20 protein-coding genes are annotated in these 16,790 nt (G+C 60.9%); 11 read left to right on the top strand and 9 right to left on the bottom strand.

Translation table 11 applies throughout. The features are described from left to right. Positions 1-85 precede the first annotated feature (85 nt). Both L6D82_RS15410 and L6D82_RS15405 read right to left on the bottom strand, forming a co-directional pair. The gene (locus tag L6D82_RS15410) at positions 86-985 is read right to left on the bottom strand and encodes a polysaccharide deacetylase family protein (RefSeq protein ID WP_236190180.1); all 900 of its coding nucleotides are present in this window, start codon (positions 983-985) and stop codon (positions 86-88) included. A 134-nt stretch (positions 986-1,119) separates the two neighbouring features. Further along, on the bottom strand, positions 1,120-2,067 hold the full coding sequence (locus L6D82_RS15405) for an ABC transporter substrate-binding protein (RefSeq protein WP_011334669.1): 948 nt from the start codon (positions 2,065-2,067) through the stop codon (positions 1,120-1,122). Positions 2,068-2,359: 292 nt separating this feature from the next. On the opposite strand from L6D82_RS15405, the gene L6D82_RS15400 reads away from it, so the two are divergent. From L6D82_RS15400 to L6D82_RS15385, 4 genes are all read left to right on the top strand, one after another. Next, entirely contained in the window at positions 2,360-3,346 is a 987-nt protein-coding gene (locus L6D82_RS15400) for an aliphatic sulfonate ABC transporter substrate-binding protein (RefSeq protein ID WP_102717559.1), read from the top strand. Between the two features lie 61 nt (positions 3,347-3,407). Next, positions 3,408-4,247, top strand: a complete 840-nt coding sequence (locus L6D82_RS15395; RefSeq protein WP_011334671.1) for an ABC transporter permease — start codon at positions 3,408-3,410, stop codon at positions 4,245-4,247. A gap of 54 nt (positions 4,248-4,301) precedes the next feature. Further along, on the top strand, positions 4,302-4,982 hold the full coding sequence (locus L6D82_RS15390) for an SOS response-associated peptidase (protein WP_102687080.1): 681 nt from the start codon (positions 4,302-4,304) through the stop codon (positions 4,980-4,982). 268 nt (positions 4,983-5,250) lie between these two features. Beyond that, a complete protein-coding gene (locus tag L6D82_RS15385; RefSeq protein ID WP_085605099.1) occupies positions 5,251-5,523 on the top strand; it encodes a hypothetical protein in 273 nt (90 codons plus the stop codon). A 46-nt stretch (positions 5,524-5,569) separates the two neighbouring features. Here the strand turns inward: L6D82_RS15385 and L6D82_RS15380 are convergent, their stop codons facing one another. Genes L6D82_RS15380 through L6D82_RS15370 form a run of 3 tightly spaced genes read right to left on the bottom strand, consistent with a single transcriptional unit; the run spans position 5,570 to position 6,766 of the window. Further along, positions 5,570-5,716: a hypothetical protein gene (locus L6D82_RS15380; RefSeq protein ID WP_165369550.1), complete on the bottom strand. Its 147-nt coding sequence runs from the start codon at positions 5,714-5,716 to the stop codon at positions 5,570-5,572. A gap of 40 nt (positions 5,717-5,756) precedes the next feature. Further along, positions 5,757-6,068, bottom strand: coding sequence for an AzlD domain-containing protein (locus L6D82_RS15375; protein WP_164872179.1), 312 nt, complete (start codon positions 6,066-6,068; stop codon positions 5,757-5,759). Continuing rightward, the gene (locus tag L6D82_RS15370; protein ID WP_236190178.1) at positions 6,068-6,766 is read right to left on the bottom strand and encodes an AzlC family ABC transporter permease; all 699 of its coding nucleotides are present in this window, start codon (positions 6,764-6,766) and stop codon (positions 6,068-6,070) included. Before L6D82_RS15370 ends, L6D82_RS15375 begins: the two co-directional genes overlap by 1 nt. Before the next feature lie 151 nt (positions 6,767-6,917). Here L6D82_RS15370 and L6D82_RS15365 point away from each other — a divergent pair, with 151 nt between their 5' ends. Beyond that, positions 6,918-7,304, top strand: a complete 387-nt coding sequence (locus L6D82_RS15365; RefSeq protein ID WP_236190175.1) for a DUF2784 domain-containing protein — start codon at positions 6,918-6,920, stop codon at positions 7,302-7,304. On the opposite strand, the gene L6D82_RS15360 is transcribed toward L6D82_RS15365, so the two are convergent. Further along, the gene (locus tag L6D82_RS15360; protein WP_236190172.1) at positions 7,301-7,822 is read right to left on the bottom strand and encodes a DUF3087 domain-containing protein; all 522 of its coding nucleotides are present in this window, start codon (positions 7,820-7,822) and stop codon (positions 7,301-7,303) included. The two genes, L6D82_RS15365 and L6D82_RS15360, sit on opposite strands and share 4 nt — an antisense overlap. Before the next feature lie 211 nt (positions 7,823-8,033). Here L6D82_RS15360 and ppnN point away from each other — a divergent pair, with 211 nt between their 5' ends. From ppnN to L6D82_RS15335, 5 genes are all read left to right on the top strand, one after another. Next, positions 8,034-9,407, top strand: coding sequence for a nucleotide 5'-monophosphate nucleosidase PpnN (gene ppnN, locus L6D82_RS15355; protein WP_039766997.1), 1,374 nt, complete (start codon positions 8,034-8,036; stop codon positions 9,405-9,407). A gap of 61 nt (positions 9,408-9,468) precedes the next feature. Beyond that, positions 9,469-10,206, top strand: a complete 738-nt coding sequence (locus L6D82_RS15350) for a response regulator (RefSeq protein WP_039766999.1) — start codon at positions 9,469-9,471, stop codon at positions 10,204-10,206. Between the two features lie 151 nt (positions 10,207-10,357). After that, a complete protein-coding gene (locus L6D82_RS15345; protein ID WP_129973452.1) occupies positions 10,358-10,735 on the top strand; it encodes a hypothetical protein in 378 nt (125 codons plus the stop codon). A gap of 160 nt (positions 10,736-10,895) precedes the next feature. Further along, positions 10,896-11,630: a substrate-binding periplasmic protein gene (locus L6D82_RS15340; protein WP_236190169.1), complete on the top strand. Its 735-nt coding sequence runs from the start codon at positions 10,896-10,898 to the stop codon at positions 11,628-11,630. A 108-nt stretch (positions 11,631-11,738) separates the two neighbouring features. Further along, positions 11,739-11,990, top strand: coding sequence for a hypothetical protein (locus L6D82_RS15335; RefSeq protein ID WP_236190166.1), 252 nt, complete (start codon positions 11,739-11,741; stop codon positions 11,988-11,990). 64 nt (positions 11,991-12,054) lie between these two features. Here L6D82_RS15335 and L6D82_RS15330 read toward each other — a convergent pair whose 3' ends face one another. The 3 genes from L6D82_RS15330 to L6D82_RS15320 form a co-directional block, all read right to left on the bottom strand. Beyond that, positions 12,055-13,470 carry an FAD/NAD(P)-binding protein gene (locus L6D82_RS15330; RefSeq protein ID WP_236190164.1) on the bottom strand — a complete coding sequence of 472 codons (1,416 nt, stop codon included), beginning with the start codon at positions 13,468-13,470 and terminating at the stop codon, positions 12,055-12,057. A gap of 59 nt (positions 13,471-13,529) precedes the next feature. Continuing rightward, the gene (locus L6D82_RS15325; RefSeq protein ID WP_102687076.1) at positions 13,530-14,933 is read right to left on the bottom strand and encodes an LLM class flavin-dependent oxidoreductase; all 1,404 of its coding nucleotides are present in this window, start codon (positions 14,931-14,933) and stop codon (positions 13,530-13,532) included. A 216-nt stretch (positions 14,934-15,149) separates the two neighbouring features. Continuing rightward, positions 15,150-15,713 (bottom strand): helix-turn-helix domain-containing protein, encoded by a 564-nt coding sequence (locus L6D82_RS15320; RefSeq protein WP_007950529.1) that lies wholly within the window; start codon positions 15,711-15,713, stop codon positions 15,150-15,152. A gap of 85 nt (positions 15,714-15,798) precedes the next feature. Between L6D82_RS15320 and L6D82_RS15315 the strand changes: the two genes are divergently transcribed. Then, positions 15,799-16,737, top strand: coding sequence for a DMT family transporter (locus L6D82_RS15315; RefSeq protein ID WP_236190162.1), 939 nt, complete (start codon positions 15,799-15,801; stop codon positions 16,735-16,737). The last annotated feature ends 53 nt before the right edge of the window (positions 16,738-16,790 follow it).

Below are 16,790 nucleotides of genomic sequence, written 5' to 3'. Positions count from 1 at the left end.
ATGAGCATAGATGAGCTTTTGTCGCCTTGCTCTCACCGACACCCGCAAAATTTGCCAACCGCTTCACATCTTCAAGTCGCCGCTCTCAATGGGCGTCATGGTCCCAAATCCAGTTCCAGATCCCCGGCAGATTCACCGGTTTCGACGACTCGCCCACCGTGCGCGCCAGCGCGGCTTTTTCCAGTGCTGCGCGATCCTCATAGAACGGTTTGTCCGCCAGTCGCACGCCGGTGGCGGCGGCGCTGTCGAGCAGAATCTGCAAGTACTCGCGGGTATGGCGGGCGGTGTAGCGGTTGAGATCGTGGAAGGTCACCACCACCGGAATCACCCCGTCCACCGTTGGCAATTCACCGAGGGCAATCCGTTCCCGGACTTCCGACAGCTGACGCAGCATGTTCGCCCGCCGCCGGGGGCTGGCGTTGAAGCCCCAGATCTTGCCGTCGTTGGCGCTCAGGTCAGTCAGCAAAACCTGCATGTGGTGCTGCTGATAGGCGGCGAAGGTGCGTTTGTCGTAGTTCCAGAACGGCGGACGCAGCAATGTTGGCGGCGCGCCGGTGATCGCCGCGATGTCCGCCGAGCCGTTGGTCAACGTGGTTTCGAGCTCATCCGGGTCGAGCAATCGATGATTGGTGTGCCAATGGGTCGCAGTGTGAAAGCCCAGAATGTGCCCTTCAGCGTGCTCGCGGCGCATCACCTGCCGGCCGATCTCACTGTTGCCCGCTCGCGGCGCGCGGGTCTGGACGAAAAACACCGCTTTGATCCCCGGTTGCAGCGGGTTGTCCTTGAGGCTGTCGAGCACGGTGTCGGTGGGATTGAAAAAACTGGAAGCGCTGGGCCCGTCATCGAAGGTCAACAGAAAGCGCACAGGCGCCTGCTCTTTGAGCCGGGCTTCTGTCTGCGCGGTCATTTCAATGGGAGCGGCGATGCACCCGGCCAGCCCGACGGCCACCGCCATCGCGCAGAAAAGCTTGAACCACTGTGTCATGTTTTGCCTTGAGCCCGACCGTTGCGGTCATGTTGTCGATTGGCAAAACTCCTTCGCCGCTGCTGCCTCCCTGCGACCCATTGAGATGGGCCGAGGTTGGATAAAGATACACAGGGTTTGGTTCCGGCGCTCGCTCAGCGTGCCAGTGCCTGTTGAAACGAGCTGTCGATGATCCCCGCCGTGGCCAGCGGAGCCGGCAGCGCCTTGACCTTGAACAGGAAGTCGGCGGTGCTTTGCAGATCGGCGGCGGCCTGCTGATCCACCGGGCCGACCGTCATGTGCGCCTGGCGCAACCAGTGCCGCGAAACCTGCTGATCGAGGTTGGCTTTCTTCGCCCACAGGTCGGCGTATTCGTCGGTGTGGCTGTCGACCCAGGCCCGGGCCTGCTTCAGGCGCCCGAGGAAATCGGCGATCGCTTCGCGTTTGCTGTCGATGGATGGCGCCGACGCCGCAATCGCGCTCAAACCCGGCATCAGGTTTTTCGCGGTGAGAATCGGCCGCGCACCGGAGAACACGATCTGCTGGGAAATGTAGGGTTCCCAGACCGGGAACGCATCGATGCTGCCTTGCGGTAGCGCCGCCGCTGCATCGATCGGCATCAGCTTGACGAAGTCGACGTAGTTCTCCGGCAAACCGCCCTGCTCCAGTGCCCGCAAGGTCAATTGCTGACTCCAGGCACCCGGCCAGTAGGCGACTTTTTTGCCCTTCAGGTCCTCGATGGTTTTCACCGGAGAATCCTTGGGCACCAACAGGGCGATGGTGTCCGGGTTCTGTCGCGACACCCCGATCAGTTTCACCGGCGCCTGTTTGGCAGCCAGAAACAGAAACCCCGAATCCCCCAGGAAACCCAGATCCAGGGATCCGGTCTGCAACGCCTCGGCCAATGGCGCGGCAGCCTGGAAGTGTTTCCAGTCGACCGTGTAAGGCGCGTCCTTCAACACGCCGGACGCCTCTATGGACGCGCGGATGTTGTAGTAATTCTGGTCGCCGACGTGCAGGACCAAGGGTTCGGCAGCGTAGGTCAATGGCGTGGCAAACAGTGCGCTGGTCAACGCGGCGCGTAGGAAACGTGAGAGCTTCATGGCGAGTCCTGCAGAGGGATTTTTATAGACCATAACGCTCTTACAAATCAGATTTTAAATTCGATTTCCGCATAAGCTCAGCACCTTCCCGCCGCACTGTTGGCCGAGCAACAGTGGCTCGGCACAGTGTTTTCCCTGCAACACTTCCGACCTGAAAAACCGGCGTCAAACCCCGTAAATACGGGACAACGCGCACATGGCACAGAGCCTGCAATATTCCATTCATGCAGGAAGCATTCGATAAAAATATCTTTTTGGACATAAGAATCTGTTGCCTTGCCGGAGCGTGCCCATGAAATCCCTCTTACCGTTTTCCCGCGTCAAAACGCTGCTCGCGGCCTGCGCAGTCGCCCTGAGCCTGCACCCTTTCGCCCACGCTGCCGAAGCGCCGCCGGCCGAAGTGCATCTGGATTACGCCTATTACTCGCCGGTCAGCCTGGCGCTCAAACATCTGGGCTACCTGGAAAAAGCCTTGCCCCAGAGCAAAGTCAGCTGGGTGCTGAGCCAGGGCAGCAACCGCTCGCTGGAGTACCTCAACAGCGGCGGCGTGGATTTCGCCTCGTCGGCCAGCCTCGCTGCCGTGCTCAGCCGCGCCAATGGCAGCCCGATCAAATCGGTCTACGTCTACAGCCGCGCCGAATGGACCGCGCTGGTGGTGCGCAAGGACTCGCCGATCCAGTCCGTCGCCGACCTCAAGGGCAAGAAAATCGCCGCTACCAAAGGCACCGATCCGTACCTGTTCACCTTGCGCACCCTGCAACAGGCCGGGCTGAAAAAGGACGATGTGGAACTGGTGCACCTGCAACACCCGGACGGCCGCACCGCGCTGGAGAAAGGCGATGTCGACGCCTGGGCCGGCCTCGATCCGCACATGGCCGCCAGCCAGGTGCAGGCCGGTTCGCGCCTGCTGTACCGCAATCGCGACTTCAACAGCTACGGCGTGGTCAGCGTTACCGAGCAATACGCCAAGCAACACCCGCAAACCATCGACACCGTGATCAAGGCCTATGAGCAGGCCCGCGAGTGGTCGGTGAAGAACCCCGAAGAATTGGCCAAGTTGCTCGCCAGCGAATCCGGCCTGCCGCTGGACGTGGCCAAACTGCAACTGTCGCGCACCGACCTGAGCAGCCCGCAACTGACCACCAGGGACGTGCTGGCCTCGAAAGCCGCCGCGCCGATTCTGGTCTCCGAAGAACTGGTGCGCCGTGGAGTGAATGTCGACCAGGTCATCGATCAGTTGATCGACACCGGTTTCCAGCAAGTCGCCGCCGCCCAGTAACCGATCAGGCTCATGACAAGTCCGCGCCCGTCGCGGATTTGTCGTGAGCGGAGAACCGTCCATGAGCAACGACTTGCCCGCCCGCCTCGCCTTGTCGGCACCACGGCGAAAACTCCCACTGCTGAATCCGCTCTGGCGCCGGCGCCTTAAGGGCCTGGCCCTGCCATTGCTGATCGTGATCGCCTTGGAATTTATCGTACGCATCGGCTGGCTGCCGTCCTACCAGATGCCGGCGCCGAGCGAGATTGCCCTGACCCTTACAGATCTGGCCGAAGGTGCCTTGTGGAAACACATCGGCGCCAGTCTGATTCGCGTGCTGCTGGGGTTTGCCATCGGCGCGAGTCTGGCGCTGGTGTTCGCCGCATGGGTCGGCCTCAGCCGCGAAGCCGAGGCCTATCTGGAACCGACCTTCGCCGCGCTGCGTTCGATTCCCAGCCTGGCCTGGGTGCCGCTGTTGTTGCTGTGGCTGGGGATCGACGAGACCTCGAAAATCGTCCTGATCGCCATCGGCGCGTTCTTCCCGGTTTACGTCAACGTGGTCGCGGCGATTCGCAACATCGACCGCAAACTGGTGGAGGTCGGGCATATCTACGGTTTCAGTCCGCTGCAACTGGTGCGACGGATTCTGTTGCCAGCTGCCCTGCCCGGTCTGTTTACCGGATTGCGCAGCGGCATGAGCCTGTCGTGGATGTTTCTGGTGGCGGCCGAACTGATCGCGGCGACCAAAGGGCTGGGTTACCTGCTCAGTGACGGTCGCGAGACTTCGCGACCGGACATCGTGCTGGCCGCGATCATCGTCCTGGCACTGCTCGGCAAACTCAGCGATGGCCTGCTGGCCATATTGGAACGCCGCTGGCTGGTCTGGCGCGACGCCTTCACCGGCCAGGGCAGCAAGGATTGAACCGTGCAACTAAACTGAAGCCTTCAGGCAGCTGGTTCGCCGGAGGATCGGCCGATGTGCGGAAGACTGTCGCAATACCGTGGCATCCACGATTTCGTCGCGGTGCTGAGCATTCCCGATGCGCTGATCAATCACGTCGGCGACGCACCGCTGGCGCATTACAACGCTGCGCCCACCACGTCACTGGCGATCCTCCATCAGCACCGACAACGGCTATACGCCGACAATCTGCGCTGGGGCTGGCGCCCGCACTGGGCCAAGGATCGCGCTGCGCCAATCAACGCGCGGGTGGAAAAAGTCGCCCACGGGCCGTTCTTTCGAGCGATCTGGCGCCATCGACTGATCGTGCCGGTCGACAACTGGTTCGAGTGGGTCGATGCACCCGACAAGAGCCGACAGCCGTGGCTGATTCGTCGCGCCGACCATCAACCGGTGTTCTGCGCCGCCATCGGCCAGTTTCCGATACCCGGCGAACCTCCACGGGAAGACGACGGCTTCGTCATCATCACCGCCGACAGCGAAGGTGGCTTGCTCGATGTGCATGACCGTCGCCCGATTGTGCTGCACGCCGATCGGGTACAGGAATGGCTCGATCCCGCCACGCCCACCGAGCGCGCCGAGCAGATGCTGCTGTTTGAAGCCGAACCCAGCGAAGCGTTCCAATGGCACAAAGTCGGCAAAGCGGTGGGCAACTCCCGCAATCAGGGGTCTGAATTGATTGAAGCGGTGACGTAAATAAATGCCGATGCGGTGCGTTATCAAGAGCAGGAATTCACGAATTGAATCCTGCGCGTTACACCCGGTGTTTCAAACGCGAAACATTCAACATAAACAGTCGTTTGATTGAACTAACCGCCTGTCTGACATTTCAACCGTCATACATACATTTACAAACACTACGGATAGCATGCGCGCCGCATTTCCTTTTGGCATACCAGTTGACCAAAGAGTCAGCAAAACCAGGAATACCCCACAAACTTAACAAGCCTTGCAGAGAACTAAGTTGCGCGACGATTTTGCAATCAAACAGGTCACAGGCCTGGAGTGTATTCATCTGTCCACGACAGAACGCTTTCAACTCGACTGTTTTATCGGCCACTACATAAAGACTCGAAACCTGCGTGACGTACCCGATATCGACCGCATCCTGCGCGCCACACTCGAAAACTATCCCTGCCACCCGCCGGTGATGGTCAACGAGCTGAATGCCTGGATCGACAAGACCTTGGGTTATCGGGCCTCCCACCCCGATTTCACGCAGCTGGACGATCTTTGATGAAACGAAAAAGCCCCGCAATCGCGGGGCTTTTTCGTTGTGGCGTTCAGGGTTTCAGCGGGCGTTCCTGATCACGGTCGGACAACTCGCGGCTGTCGTCATGCTTCCAGGTCTGCTCCTTGTGTTTCTCCCGCTCGATCTCTTCTTCGCTCGGCTCGTCATCTTTTTCGGGACGTTTCTGCTCGGTTGCCATGTTCACCTCGCTAATGGAATTCATCCATTAAGCGTAGAACTTAAAGCCACCAGCGCAATAGAAAGAAGAACGCCATGCTCAATAGCATGCTAAGCAATGTATTACGCGTGTAGATCACCAGACCGATTGCCACTAGTGAGCTCAGCAGATAAGGGTTATCCCACTGCAGATTCAGTTGTTTGTCCGGCATGAATACAATCGGCCCGCAAATCGCGGTCAACATGCCCGGCACGGCAAACCCGAGAAACTGCCGCGCGTTACTGCTCAAACGCACCGGCAGGCGCGGTTCGAGAAACACGTAACGGTTGAGGAACACCAGAATCCCCATGCCGAAAATCACTGCCCAGACCATCATGTGCGCTCCCGATACAGCTTGTTGCAGATAAACCCGGCGGTCATGCCGGCCAGGCCCGACAGCACCAGCGCCGAACCCCATTGCCAGTAGCTGAACAGCACCGAGCAGAACAGCGACACCGCCACGCAGACCACCGTCGGCACATTGCGCACCACCGGGGTGATCAGGGCAATGAAGGTCGCGGCAATCGAGAAGTCCAGCCCCAGATGCTCAAGCCCCGGAATGCTGCTGCCGAGCACGATGCCGGCCAGGGTGAAGAGGTTCCAGGCGATGTAAAACGTCAGACCCACGCCCAAGGCGTACCAGCGGTTGAACTGCTGACGATCATGCTGACTGGTCAGAGCGAACAGTTCATCAGTGAGCAAAAAGCCCAGACCGATACGCCAGCGCCCCGGCAACGGCGAAATCACGTGGCGCATGCTCATTCCATAAAGCAGATGCTGCGAAGTCAGCAGCAGCGTGGTCAGCAGAATCGAGAAAATCCCCGCGCCGCCCTTGAGCATGCCGATCGCCACCAATTGCGCAGCGCCGGCGAACACGATGCTCGACAGGCCCTGCCCTTGCAGCGGTGTGAGGTTGGCTTCGATCGCCATGGAGCCGGCCAGCAGCCCCCACGGCGCGGTCGCCAGCGATAACGGTATGATCGCCGCGGCTCCGCGAAGGAAGGCACTGCGCGGCATTAATGAGTCAGACATAACACGCTTCAACCGTGAGACAAGGCCCCGGACTCTGCCAGCAAACGCCCGTTCATGGCTTGAACAATCTTGCGCAGTTGGCGCAAATCCTTCCGTCAGTCATTTACCGGCGTAACATGGCAACCATTCACACACGCGTCAGGGAGACGACATGCTGTATCGAATAGCCGCCGACGGGCTGGTGCTGTTTCATTTGCTGTTCATTCTGTTCGTGCTGTTCGGCGGGCTGCTGGTGCTCAAGTGGCCGCGGCTGATGTGGCTGCATTTACCGGCGGCGGCCTGGGGCGTGGCGGTCGAGGTGTTGCACCTGACCTGTCCGCTGACCTATTGGGAAAACCTGATGCGCCACGCCGCCGGGCAGACCGAATACGCCGGCGGATTCATCGAACATTACATCTGGCCGATCATCTACCCGGCGGGGCTGACCCCGCAGATTCAGTTGGTGCTGGGCAGCGTGGTGCTGGTGGTCAACCTGCTGGTGTACGGGCGCCTGATTCGCCGCTGGAAACTGCGGCGCGGCGCGCGCATTCCGTTTTAACGCGCTTTCAAGGTTTCCAGCCAGGCCGGATCGAGGCGCGTCTGATCGGTATCCAGACCGAGCGCCTCCATCCGCGTCTTGTGTGTTTCGACTTCCCGGTGCAATTGCGCGTGATCGCTGGAGTTACCGTCCAGTTCATGCATCTGGGTCAGCCCCAGGTGATAGAAACGCAGCACCTTCATCGCCACCGGATCACCCTTCTCCACCGCCGCCGTCACCTGATGCATCACATTGGTGACGCTCATCAGGCTGCGCTTGAGCCGCCAGCCGTACACCGCCGGGGCCATCCAGGTCTGGTTCCAGAAACGCCCGCGCAGCAACGCCGCTGTCAGCAGAAATGCGCCAAATACCCCGCCGACATTGAACCGCAGGTTATCCCCGCCCGGTTCGCCGAACAGCGCCACCGCCGCCGTCGAAAACGCCATCGCCAGCACCAGAAACAGCACCGCGATGATCAGCGTGCTGCGCCGGGTCTGCTGGCGATAAGTGATGGCATTGATCGGTTGAATCTCGAACATCGCGACAGGCTTCCATGGCTTGAAATAAAAAGAGGCCGGCGCATTATCGCCTCTGAGGCGGATTTAGCTATGCTGGAGCTCCTTTTCATCTTTTCAAAGTCCAACGGGGACATGGCGATACCACGCAGATCGTGCCATCTTCATTCATGGATACACACTATTCGGATGCCATTGGCCATGCCGGCAATGACATCGTTTTAAGGATCACTGCATGACCCAACGACACGTAATCAATGCCTCGGTCAGCCCAAAAGGCAGCCTCGAAACCCTTTCCCAACGTGAAGTTCAGCAACTGAGCCAGGCCGGAACCGGCAGCACCTACACCCTCTTTCGCCAGTGCGCCCTGGCCATCCTCAATACTGGCGCCCATGTCGACAACGCAAAAACCATTCTTGAAGCCTACAAGGACTTCGAAATCCGCATCCACCAGCAGGATCGCGGTGTGCGCCTGGAGCTGTTGAACGCCCCGGCCGACGCCTTCGTCGACGGCGAAATGATCGCCAGCACTCGGGAAATGCTGTTCAGCGCCCTGCGCGATATCGTCTACACCGAAAACGAACTCGATGCCCTGAGCATCGACCTCAGCACCTCCCAAGGCATCAGCGACTACGTCTTCCACCTGCTGCGCAACGCGCGCACCCTGCGTCCGGGCGTCGAGCCGAAAATCGTCGTGTGCTGGGGCGGCCACTCGATCAACACCGAAGAATACAAATACACCAAGAAAGTCGGCCACGAACTGGGCCTGCGCAGCCTCGACATCTGCACCGGCTGCGGCCCGGGCGTGATGAAAGGCCCGATGAAAGGCGCGACCATCGCCCACGCCAAGCAGCGGATTCACGGTGGCCGTTACCTCGGCCTGACCGAGCCGGGCATCATCGCTGCCGAAGCGCCGAACCCGATCGTCAACGAACTGGTGATCCTGCCGGACATCGAAAAACGCCTGGAAGCCTTCGTCCGCGTCGGCCACGGCATCATCATCTTCCCGGGCGGCGCCGGCACCGCCGAAGAGTTCCTGTACCTGCTGGGCATCCTGATGCACCCGGACAACGCCGGCCTGCCGTTCCCGGTGATTTTGACCGGGCCGAAACACGCCGCGCCGTACCTGGAACAACTGGACGCCTTCGTCACCGCCACCCTCGGCGAAGCGGCGAAGAAGCACTACGAAATCATCATCGACAACCCGGCCGAAGTGGCGCGGCAGATGACGGCGGGGCTCAAGGCCGTGAAGCAGTTCCGCCGCGAACGCGCCGACGCGTTCCACTTCAACTGGCTGCTGAAGATCGACGAAGGCTTCCAGCGCCCGTTCGATCCGACCCACGAAAACATGGCCAACCTCAAGCTGCACCGCGATCAGCCGCCCCATGAACTGGCGGCCAACCTGCGCCGCGCGTTCTCCGGGATCGTCGCCGGCAACGTCAAGGACAAGGGCATCCGCCTGATCGAGGAACACGGGCCGTATCAGATCCGTGGCGACGCCGCGATCATGCAGCCCCTCGATCTGCTGCTCAAAGCCTTCGTCGCCCAGCACCGGATGAAACTGCCGGGCGGCGCGGCGTATGTGCCGTGCTATCGCGTGGTGTCCTGACTAGAAGCGACCAGTGCCCGAAGCGCAACGCTTCGGGCACTCCTTATAAAAAGAGCGAACCATGGATCACATCAACCACATCCTGATCGTCGACGATGACCGCGAGATCCGCGAGCTGGTCGGCAATTACCTGACCAAGAACGGCCTGCGCAGCACCGTGGTCGCCGATGGCCGGCAGATGCGCAGCTTTCTGGAAGCCAACACGGTCGACCTGATCGTGCTCGACATCATGCTCCCCGGCGATGACGGGCTGGTGCTGTGCCGCGAACTGCGCGCCGGCAAGCACAAGGCGATCCCGATCCTGATGCTCACCGCCCGCGACGACCAGACCGACCGCATCCTCGGCCTGGAAATGGGTGCCGACGATTACCTCACCAAACCCTTCGCTGCCCGCGAATTGCTGGCGCGGATCAACGCCGTGCTGCGCCGCACGCGAATGCTGCCGCCCAATCTGCTGATCACCGAAACCGGACGCCTGCTCGCGTTCGGCCGCTGGCGCCTGGACACCACCGCCCGCCACCTGCTCGATGAAGACGACACCATGGTCGCCCTAAGCGGCGCCGAATATCGCCTGCTCCGGGTGTTTCTCGATCATCCGCAACGGGTGCTCAGCCGCGATCAGTTGTTGAATTTGACCCAGGGTCGCGACGCGGACCTGTTCGACCGCTCCATCGATTTGCTGGTCAGCCGCCTGCGCCAGCGTCTGCTGGACGACTCCCGCGAGCCGACCTACATCAAGACCGTGCGCAACGAGGGTTATGTTTTCTCCTTCGCCGTGGAGATGCTCGCCGAATCCTGACGGATTTGTATCGCTCTGTATAAATTCGCCGCGCAGATACGTAATCCGCGTTTTCGGGCCGCAACACCACATATCAGCGATACACCCTCGCGTTTGAATGAACCCACCAGAAAGCACTGGTTCACTCATCTCAAACGCAAGGAGAAGCACCATGTTCAAGTCCTCGAAATCCCTGGTACTCGCAATCAGCCTGTTCAGCGGTTTGGCCCTGGCCGACCTGGCGTCCGCCAGCTCCCAGCCGCTGGTTGCCGAATACGGCTCGGAAAACCTGCAGAAGGATCGCGTAGCCGAAGGTGGCGCGGATCGCTTGCAGGAACTGCGCGAACGCGTGGCTGAAGGCGGCGCGGATCGTTTGCAGGAACTGCGTGAGCGCGTCGCCGAGGGCGGTGCGGACCGCTTGCAAGAGCTGCGCGAACGTGTCGCCGAAGGGGGTGCCGATCGCTTACAGGAACTGCGCGAACGTTCGGCCCGCAGCGTACTGGTCGCCGAGAACCGTCCCGAGTTCGGCTCCAAGTACCAGCGTTACTGATCGTTTGTACCGCCGTTGTCGATTCCTGCCGGGGGCGCTCTGCCCCCGCAGCGTTCACTACCGATAAGCCTTGTTCTCTGACACAAAAGCCCGCTGTTTCCCCACGACAGCCGCCATGGCTCGTACTAAGCTGCGCGATTGATTTGTTCAGGGACGATCCATGAAACGATTTGCCGCCTGTCTGCTGTCCATGCTGGCCCTGACGGCCACCGCGGCGGATCTGCAACTGCTCACCGACAACCACCCGCCCCTGCATTTCATGCAAGGCAATCAGCTCGCAGGATTCGGTGTGGACGTGGTGCAGGCTCTGGCGACCCAGACCGGCGACCGCATCCATCTGCAACAAGTCCCGCTGCTGCGCGCCCTGCGCATGGCCAGCGACACGCCCGACACCGGCGTATTCACCGTGCTGCGTACCGATGCGCGCGACGATCGCTATCAATGGGTCGGGCCGCTGATCGAAGTCGAAACCGCGCTATACGCCCGCGACAATCTCCAGCCTCCCGTGCACAGCCTGCGTGAAGCCGATCACCTGGGCCGGATCACCGTACCGCGCAAATGGCTGGTCTACAGCTATCTGCAAGGGCAAGACCTGAACAACCTCTACGGCGTGGAAACCCCGGAGCAGATGATGCGACTGTTCAGCCTGGGGCGTACCGATTTCGTGGTCTCCGATACCTGGTCCAAAGCCGCCCTCGCCCGCGAACAAGGCATGGAACCGGGACGCTTGCAGTACCAGATCCCGTTGATGAAGCAGAACACCTACATTGCGTTTTCGCCGCAGACCGATCCGAAACAGGTCGCACGCTGGCAGCAGGCGCTGGATACATTGCGGGCCGACGGCCGTCTGGAGAAGCTGCGCCAGCGCTGGCTGAGCAATACCCTACCGCGCTGATCGCGCATCAACACCTTCGATAACAACTATGCGCAAGGGTGTTTTCACATCAAAACCCTCCAGCACTACAGTGGGCCCCATCTTCTCCCCACTCTCTGGAGCAACATCATGAAAGACATCATCGCACTCGGCTTCATCGTTTCCCTGATCGGCGCCACCTCCGCCATCGCTGCCCCACACGCCAGCACCCCGGTTGTCGCAGCGGCGACCATTGGCCAGTCCGGCACCCTGAACGTCGACACCGTCAGCATCGATGCCGAACACAAAGGCAGCCTCAACCTGCAACAGAACGCCGAACAGACCAAACTGTACGTCGCAGAAAACCGCCCGGAATTCGGTTCCAAATATCAGCGCTACTGAGTGATCGGTTTGAGCTGCCAGAAACAGGAAACCCCGCCGAAGCGGGGTTTCTTGCATTTGGGCATCAGCGAACCAGTCGCGCGGCCAGTGCCTTGGCCTGCAACGCCACATCGGTGACGGCGGTGCTTTCCCACCACATGCCACGCAACGGCGGGCCCATGGCAAACAGGCGGTTCGAGACCCGGCCCTCGACATCCAGCACCGCACCGTCCACCTCTGCCGCGATCCCCAGTGCCAGCGGCCCTGGACGAACCAGACCGCGCGCCAGCAACTGCTGCGGCAAAGGTCGCGCGACCCGGCGCCAGTCGTATTCGATGCCGCTGGAATTGATCAACGCCGCGCCCTGCAGCACGCGGGTTTCGGCCTCGCCGCGAGGGCGAATGAGGATACTCACGCCGTCGCCCGATGCAGGCTCAAGACCCTTGTAAGACGCCGCATGAATGCGCAATCGCCCTTCCCGGTGCAGACGCTCGACCAGTTCCGCACTCAGCGGCGGCGAACGATGGTGATGACTTTCCCACCACGGCCGCACATGCCGCACGAATTGCCGGCGCTGCACATCGCTGGCCTGACTCCATAACCGGCCGATGTGCGCACGCACGGTGTCGAGCGGCGCCTGCCAGTCGATGCCCTGTGCGATGGCGTCGCGGCAATGCCGGCGCAATTCGCGCAGTAACTGGCGTGGTGTGCGAATGCTGTGATCCTCGGCGAGGAAGTCCACCCACGCGGGCGGTTGCCGACGCACATGGGGCAACAACCCGTGCCGGGAAAACACCTCGATCGGCCCGCGATGCCCGGCCTGCTCCAGCGACACCACGGCATCGACCATGGTCAGGCCGGAACCGATGATCAGCACCGTCGATTGCGGATCGAGCTGGCGCATTGCCGCGACATCCCACGGATCGAGTGCCGCCGCGTTGAGACCACTGGATTCTTTTTGCGGGGTGCGGGCAGCCGGGAACATCCCGGTCGCCAACACGGCAAAAGCCCCGAGCAATTGCTGACCGTTACTCAAGGTGAGCTGCACGGAATCACTGGAGGCCTGAACATCGACCACTTCGGCGCGCACATGCTCGACCGTAGAACCGTGTTGCGCGCCAACCTGCTGCGCTTCGGCGAGACGCTGTTGCACATACACGCCAAACAGCCCCCGAGGTGGAAACAGTTCGCTGACCGGCACATGTTGCTGATCCGACTCCGGCCAGCCGCCACCGGCGATGTGAGCGGTCAGCCACTGGGTCAGGTCATCGGTATTGTCCGGATCGACGCTCATCCGCGCCGCGTTGCCGTTAAGCGTGTGGCCCAGTTCCACCGCACTGTACGCTTCGCCCCGGCCCAGCTCGGCCCGGGGCTCGATCACCAGAATCTTTCTGCGCCCCGGCAAACGCAGCAATTGCACCGCCAGCATCGTGCCGCTGAGGCCGCCGCCGACAATCAGGATGTCGGCGTGACGCAGTGCGGTCGTATCGGTTTGAGTCATGCCGTTCTCGCTGCAGAGGGTTTGCTCAAGGCAGTGTCATTCAGACGCTGCGAAGGCGTCTAGACGGACGCGACTTTTTTCTCCTGCCGATGCAGCTCGCCGAGGTTTCGATAGACGCTGCCCGGATGAACCTCCGGCAGTCTCGGCCCTTCGCCAAACAGCTTCTCGCGCAAGGTCCCCGGCGCGTACTCGGTCTTGTAGACCCCGCGCTTCTGCAACTCCGGCACCAGCAGTTCCACGGCGTCGATGAAGGTTTCGTGGGTCAGCGCGTAGGCCAGGTTGAAGCCGTCGACGTCGGTTTCGTCGACCCATTCCTGCAACAGGTCCGCCACCGTTTCCGGGCTGCCGACGAACAACGGGCCGAAGCCGCCGATGCCGACCCAGTCAGCCAGTTCGTTGGGGGTCCAGACCTTGTTCGGATCCGCCGTGGAAAACGCCTCGACCGCCGATTGAATCGCGTTGGTGTGCACATGCTTGAGCGGTTCGTCCGGTTTGAAGCGGCTGAAGTCGATGCCGGTCCAGCCGGAAATCAGCGCCATCGCGCCTTCGTAGCTGACCCAGGATTTGTATTCTTCGAATTTGGCTTTGGCCTTGGCGTCGGTTTCGCCGAGGATCACGGTTTGCAGGTTGAAAATCAGGATCTTCGACGGATCACGCCCGGCCTCGGCGGCGCGGCGGCGGATGTCGGCCACGGTTTTCTTCAGCAGCACTTTCGACGGGGCAGCGACAAAAACGCATTCGGCATGCTCGGCGGCAAACTGCTTGCCCCGGCTGGAAGCACCCGCCTGATAGAGAACCGGCGTGCGCTGCGGCGACGGTTCGCAAAGGTGAATGCCCGGCACCTGAAAGTGTTTCCCGTGGTGGCGGATCTCGTGAATCTTGCTCGGGTCACTGAAGATCCGCCGTTCGCGATCGCGCAGAATCGCGCCCTCTTCCCAACTGCCTTCCCAGAGTTTGTAGCAGACCTCCAGGTATTCCTCGGCGAAGTCGTAGCGCGCATCGTGTTCAGTCTGGGCTTGCTGGCCGATGTTCTTCGCGCCGCTCTCCAGATAAGAGGTGACGATGTTCCAGCCGGCACGGCCCTTGGTCAGGTGATCGAGGGTCGACAGGCGCCGTGCGAATGGATACGGATGCTCGAAGGACAACGAAGCGGTCAGACCGAAACCCAGGTGCTCGGTGACCAGCGCCATCGGCGGAATTAATTGCAACGGATCGTTGACCGGCACCTGCGCCGCCTGCCGGATCGCCGCTTCGCCATTGCCGTTGTACACGTCGTAGATGCCCAGCACATCGGCGATAAACAAACCGTCGAACTTGCCGCGCTCGAGGATTTTCGCCAGATCGGTCCAGTACTCCAGATCCTTGTACTGCCAGGAGCGATCCCGAGGGTGAGCCCACAGGCCCGGCGACTGATGACCGACGCAGTTCATGTCGAAGGCGTTGAGACGGATTTCGCGGGGCATCAGACGTTACTCCCGATGTTCAGGAGGCGTTTAGCGGTTTGATTTGAAGCGATCATGTGAGGCGACTCCGTGGTTTCCGGATGAGGATCCAGAACCCATAGCAGGAGTCATGCCTGAATACATTTTCTTTATTTATCAATAGATTGAGATAACAACCTAAAGCAGTCTGCACGCAGGATGGAGCAAACTGTTTATCCGCTGTCGGCCCTGCAACAGTCAGATCACCACATTGCGCACGAAGCGCGCCGCCACTTCCCCGTCATTGCGATAGGTGTGCGGCTGGTTGCTGGCGAACATGAAAAACTCCCCGGCGGCGATGCGCTGGGGTTGATCGCCGAGCATCAGCGTCAGGCAGCCTTCGAACACGAAAATCTGCTCGCTCCAGCCTTCGGCGTCCGGTTGCGAGGGATAGACCTCACCCGGTTGCAGGCACCATTCCCACTGCTCCACCGCGCGGGTGGCATTGGCCTTGGATAGCAAAACGGCTTTGCTGCCGGGGATGCTGCCGGCCCAGGCCAGTTCGTTGATCCGGCCGGGATCGCGATTGTCCGGGGCCTGGATCAGATCACTGAAGGCCACTTCGAGGGCTTCGGCGACGCGGTCGAGGGTGGTCAGGCTGACATTCTTCTCGCCGGCCTCGATGGCCACCAGCATCCGCCGGCTGACCCCGGACTTTTCCGCGAGGGCCGTCTGGCTCATGTCGGCGGCGTGGCGCAGGCGCCGGACGTTCTGGCTGACGTGTTGCAGGACCGAAGCCCGCTGAACGGAATCTTTGTGCACTATATTGCTCACTGGCTGGAGTTGGGCAGTATACTGCGCAACATTTGGCGCATTGTGCGTCTCCTCCTTAAAAGTGCGCAAGGTCATGACGTCAGCCAATCCCTCCCAATCTTCCCTGCGGTTTTCCCGATTCAGCAAAGCCGAGTGCGTGCTGGTGCTGATCACCATGCTTTGGGGCGGCACCTTTCTGTTGGTGCAGCACGCGATGACCGTCAGCGGTCCGATGTTTTTCGTCGGCCTGCGCTTTGCTGCCGCCGCGGGCATCGTTGCGCTGTTCTCCTGGAAGCACCTGCGTGAGCTGACCCTGTTCGAACTCAAGGCCGGTGCCTTTATCGGCGTGGCGATCCTGCTCGGTTACGGTTTGCAGACTGTCGGTTTGCAGAGCATTCCAAGCAGCCAGTCGGCGTTCATCACCGCGCTGTACGTGCCGTTCGTGCCTCTGCTGCAATGGCTGGTTCTCGGCCGGCGCCCGGGTTTGATGCCGAGCATTGGCATCATGCTGGCGTTTACCGGGCTGATGCTGCTTTCCGGGCCGTCCGGTGCTTCGCTGAATTTCAGCCCCGGTGAAATCGCCACGCTGATCAGCGCCATCGCGATAGCAGCCGAAATCATCCTGATCAGCAACTATGCCGGGCAGGTCGATGTGCGTCGCGTAACCGTTGTGCAACTGGCGACGACTTCGGTGCTGTCGTTTTTGATGGTGGTACCGACCGGCGAGGCGATTCCGGACTTCTCGTGGCTGTTGCTGAGTACGGCTCTGGGCCTGGGCGCGATGAGTGCGGCGATTCAGGTGGCGATGAACTGGGCGCAGAAAAGTGTTTCGCCGACCCGAGCGACCTTGATCTACGCCGGTGAACCGGTGTGGGCCGGGATCGTCGGTCGTATTGCGGGTGAGCGCCTTCCGGCCATCGCATTGGTGGGTGCGTGGCTGATCGTGGCGGCAGTGATCGTCAGTGAATTGAAGACCAAAGGCAAAGAGACACAAACGGTCACGGAAGAATTGGAGCACGAGACCGAAGGCTAAACGGGGGTTTTACGGCTACTTTGTAGGATTCAGAGACATCCTCGCGTTTGGCG

It is taken from the genome of Pseudomonas paraglycinae (assembly GCF_021601625.1).
In the GTDB taxonomy this organism is placed as follows: Bacteria; Pseudomonadota; Gammaproteobacteria; order Pseudomonadales; family Pseudomonadaceae; genus Aquipseudomonas; species Aquipseudomonas paraglycinae.
Note: the sequence above shows the minus strand (reverse complement) of the source record. Positions and strands in the feature narration are given on the sequence as shown.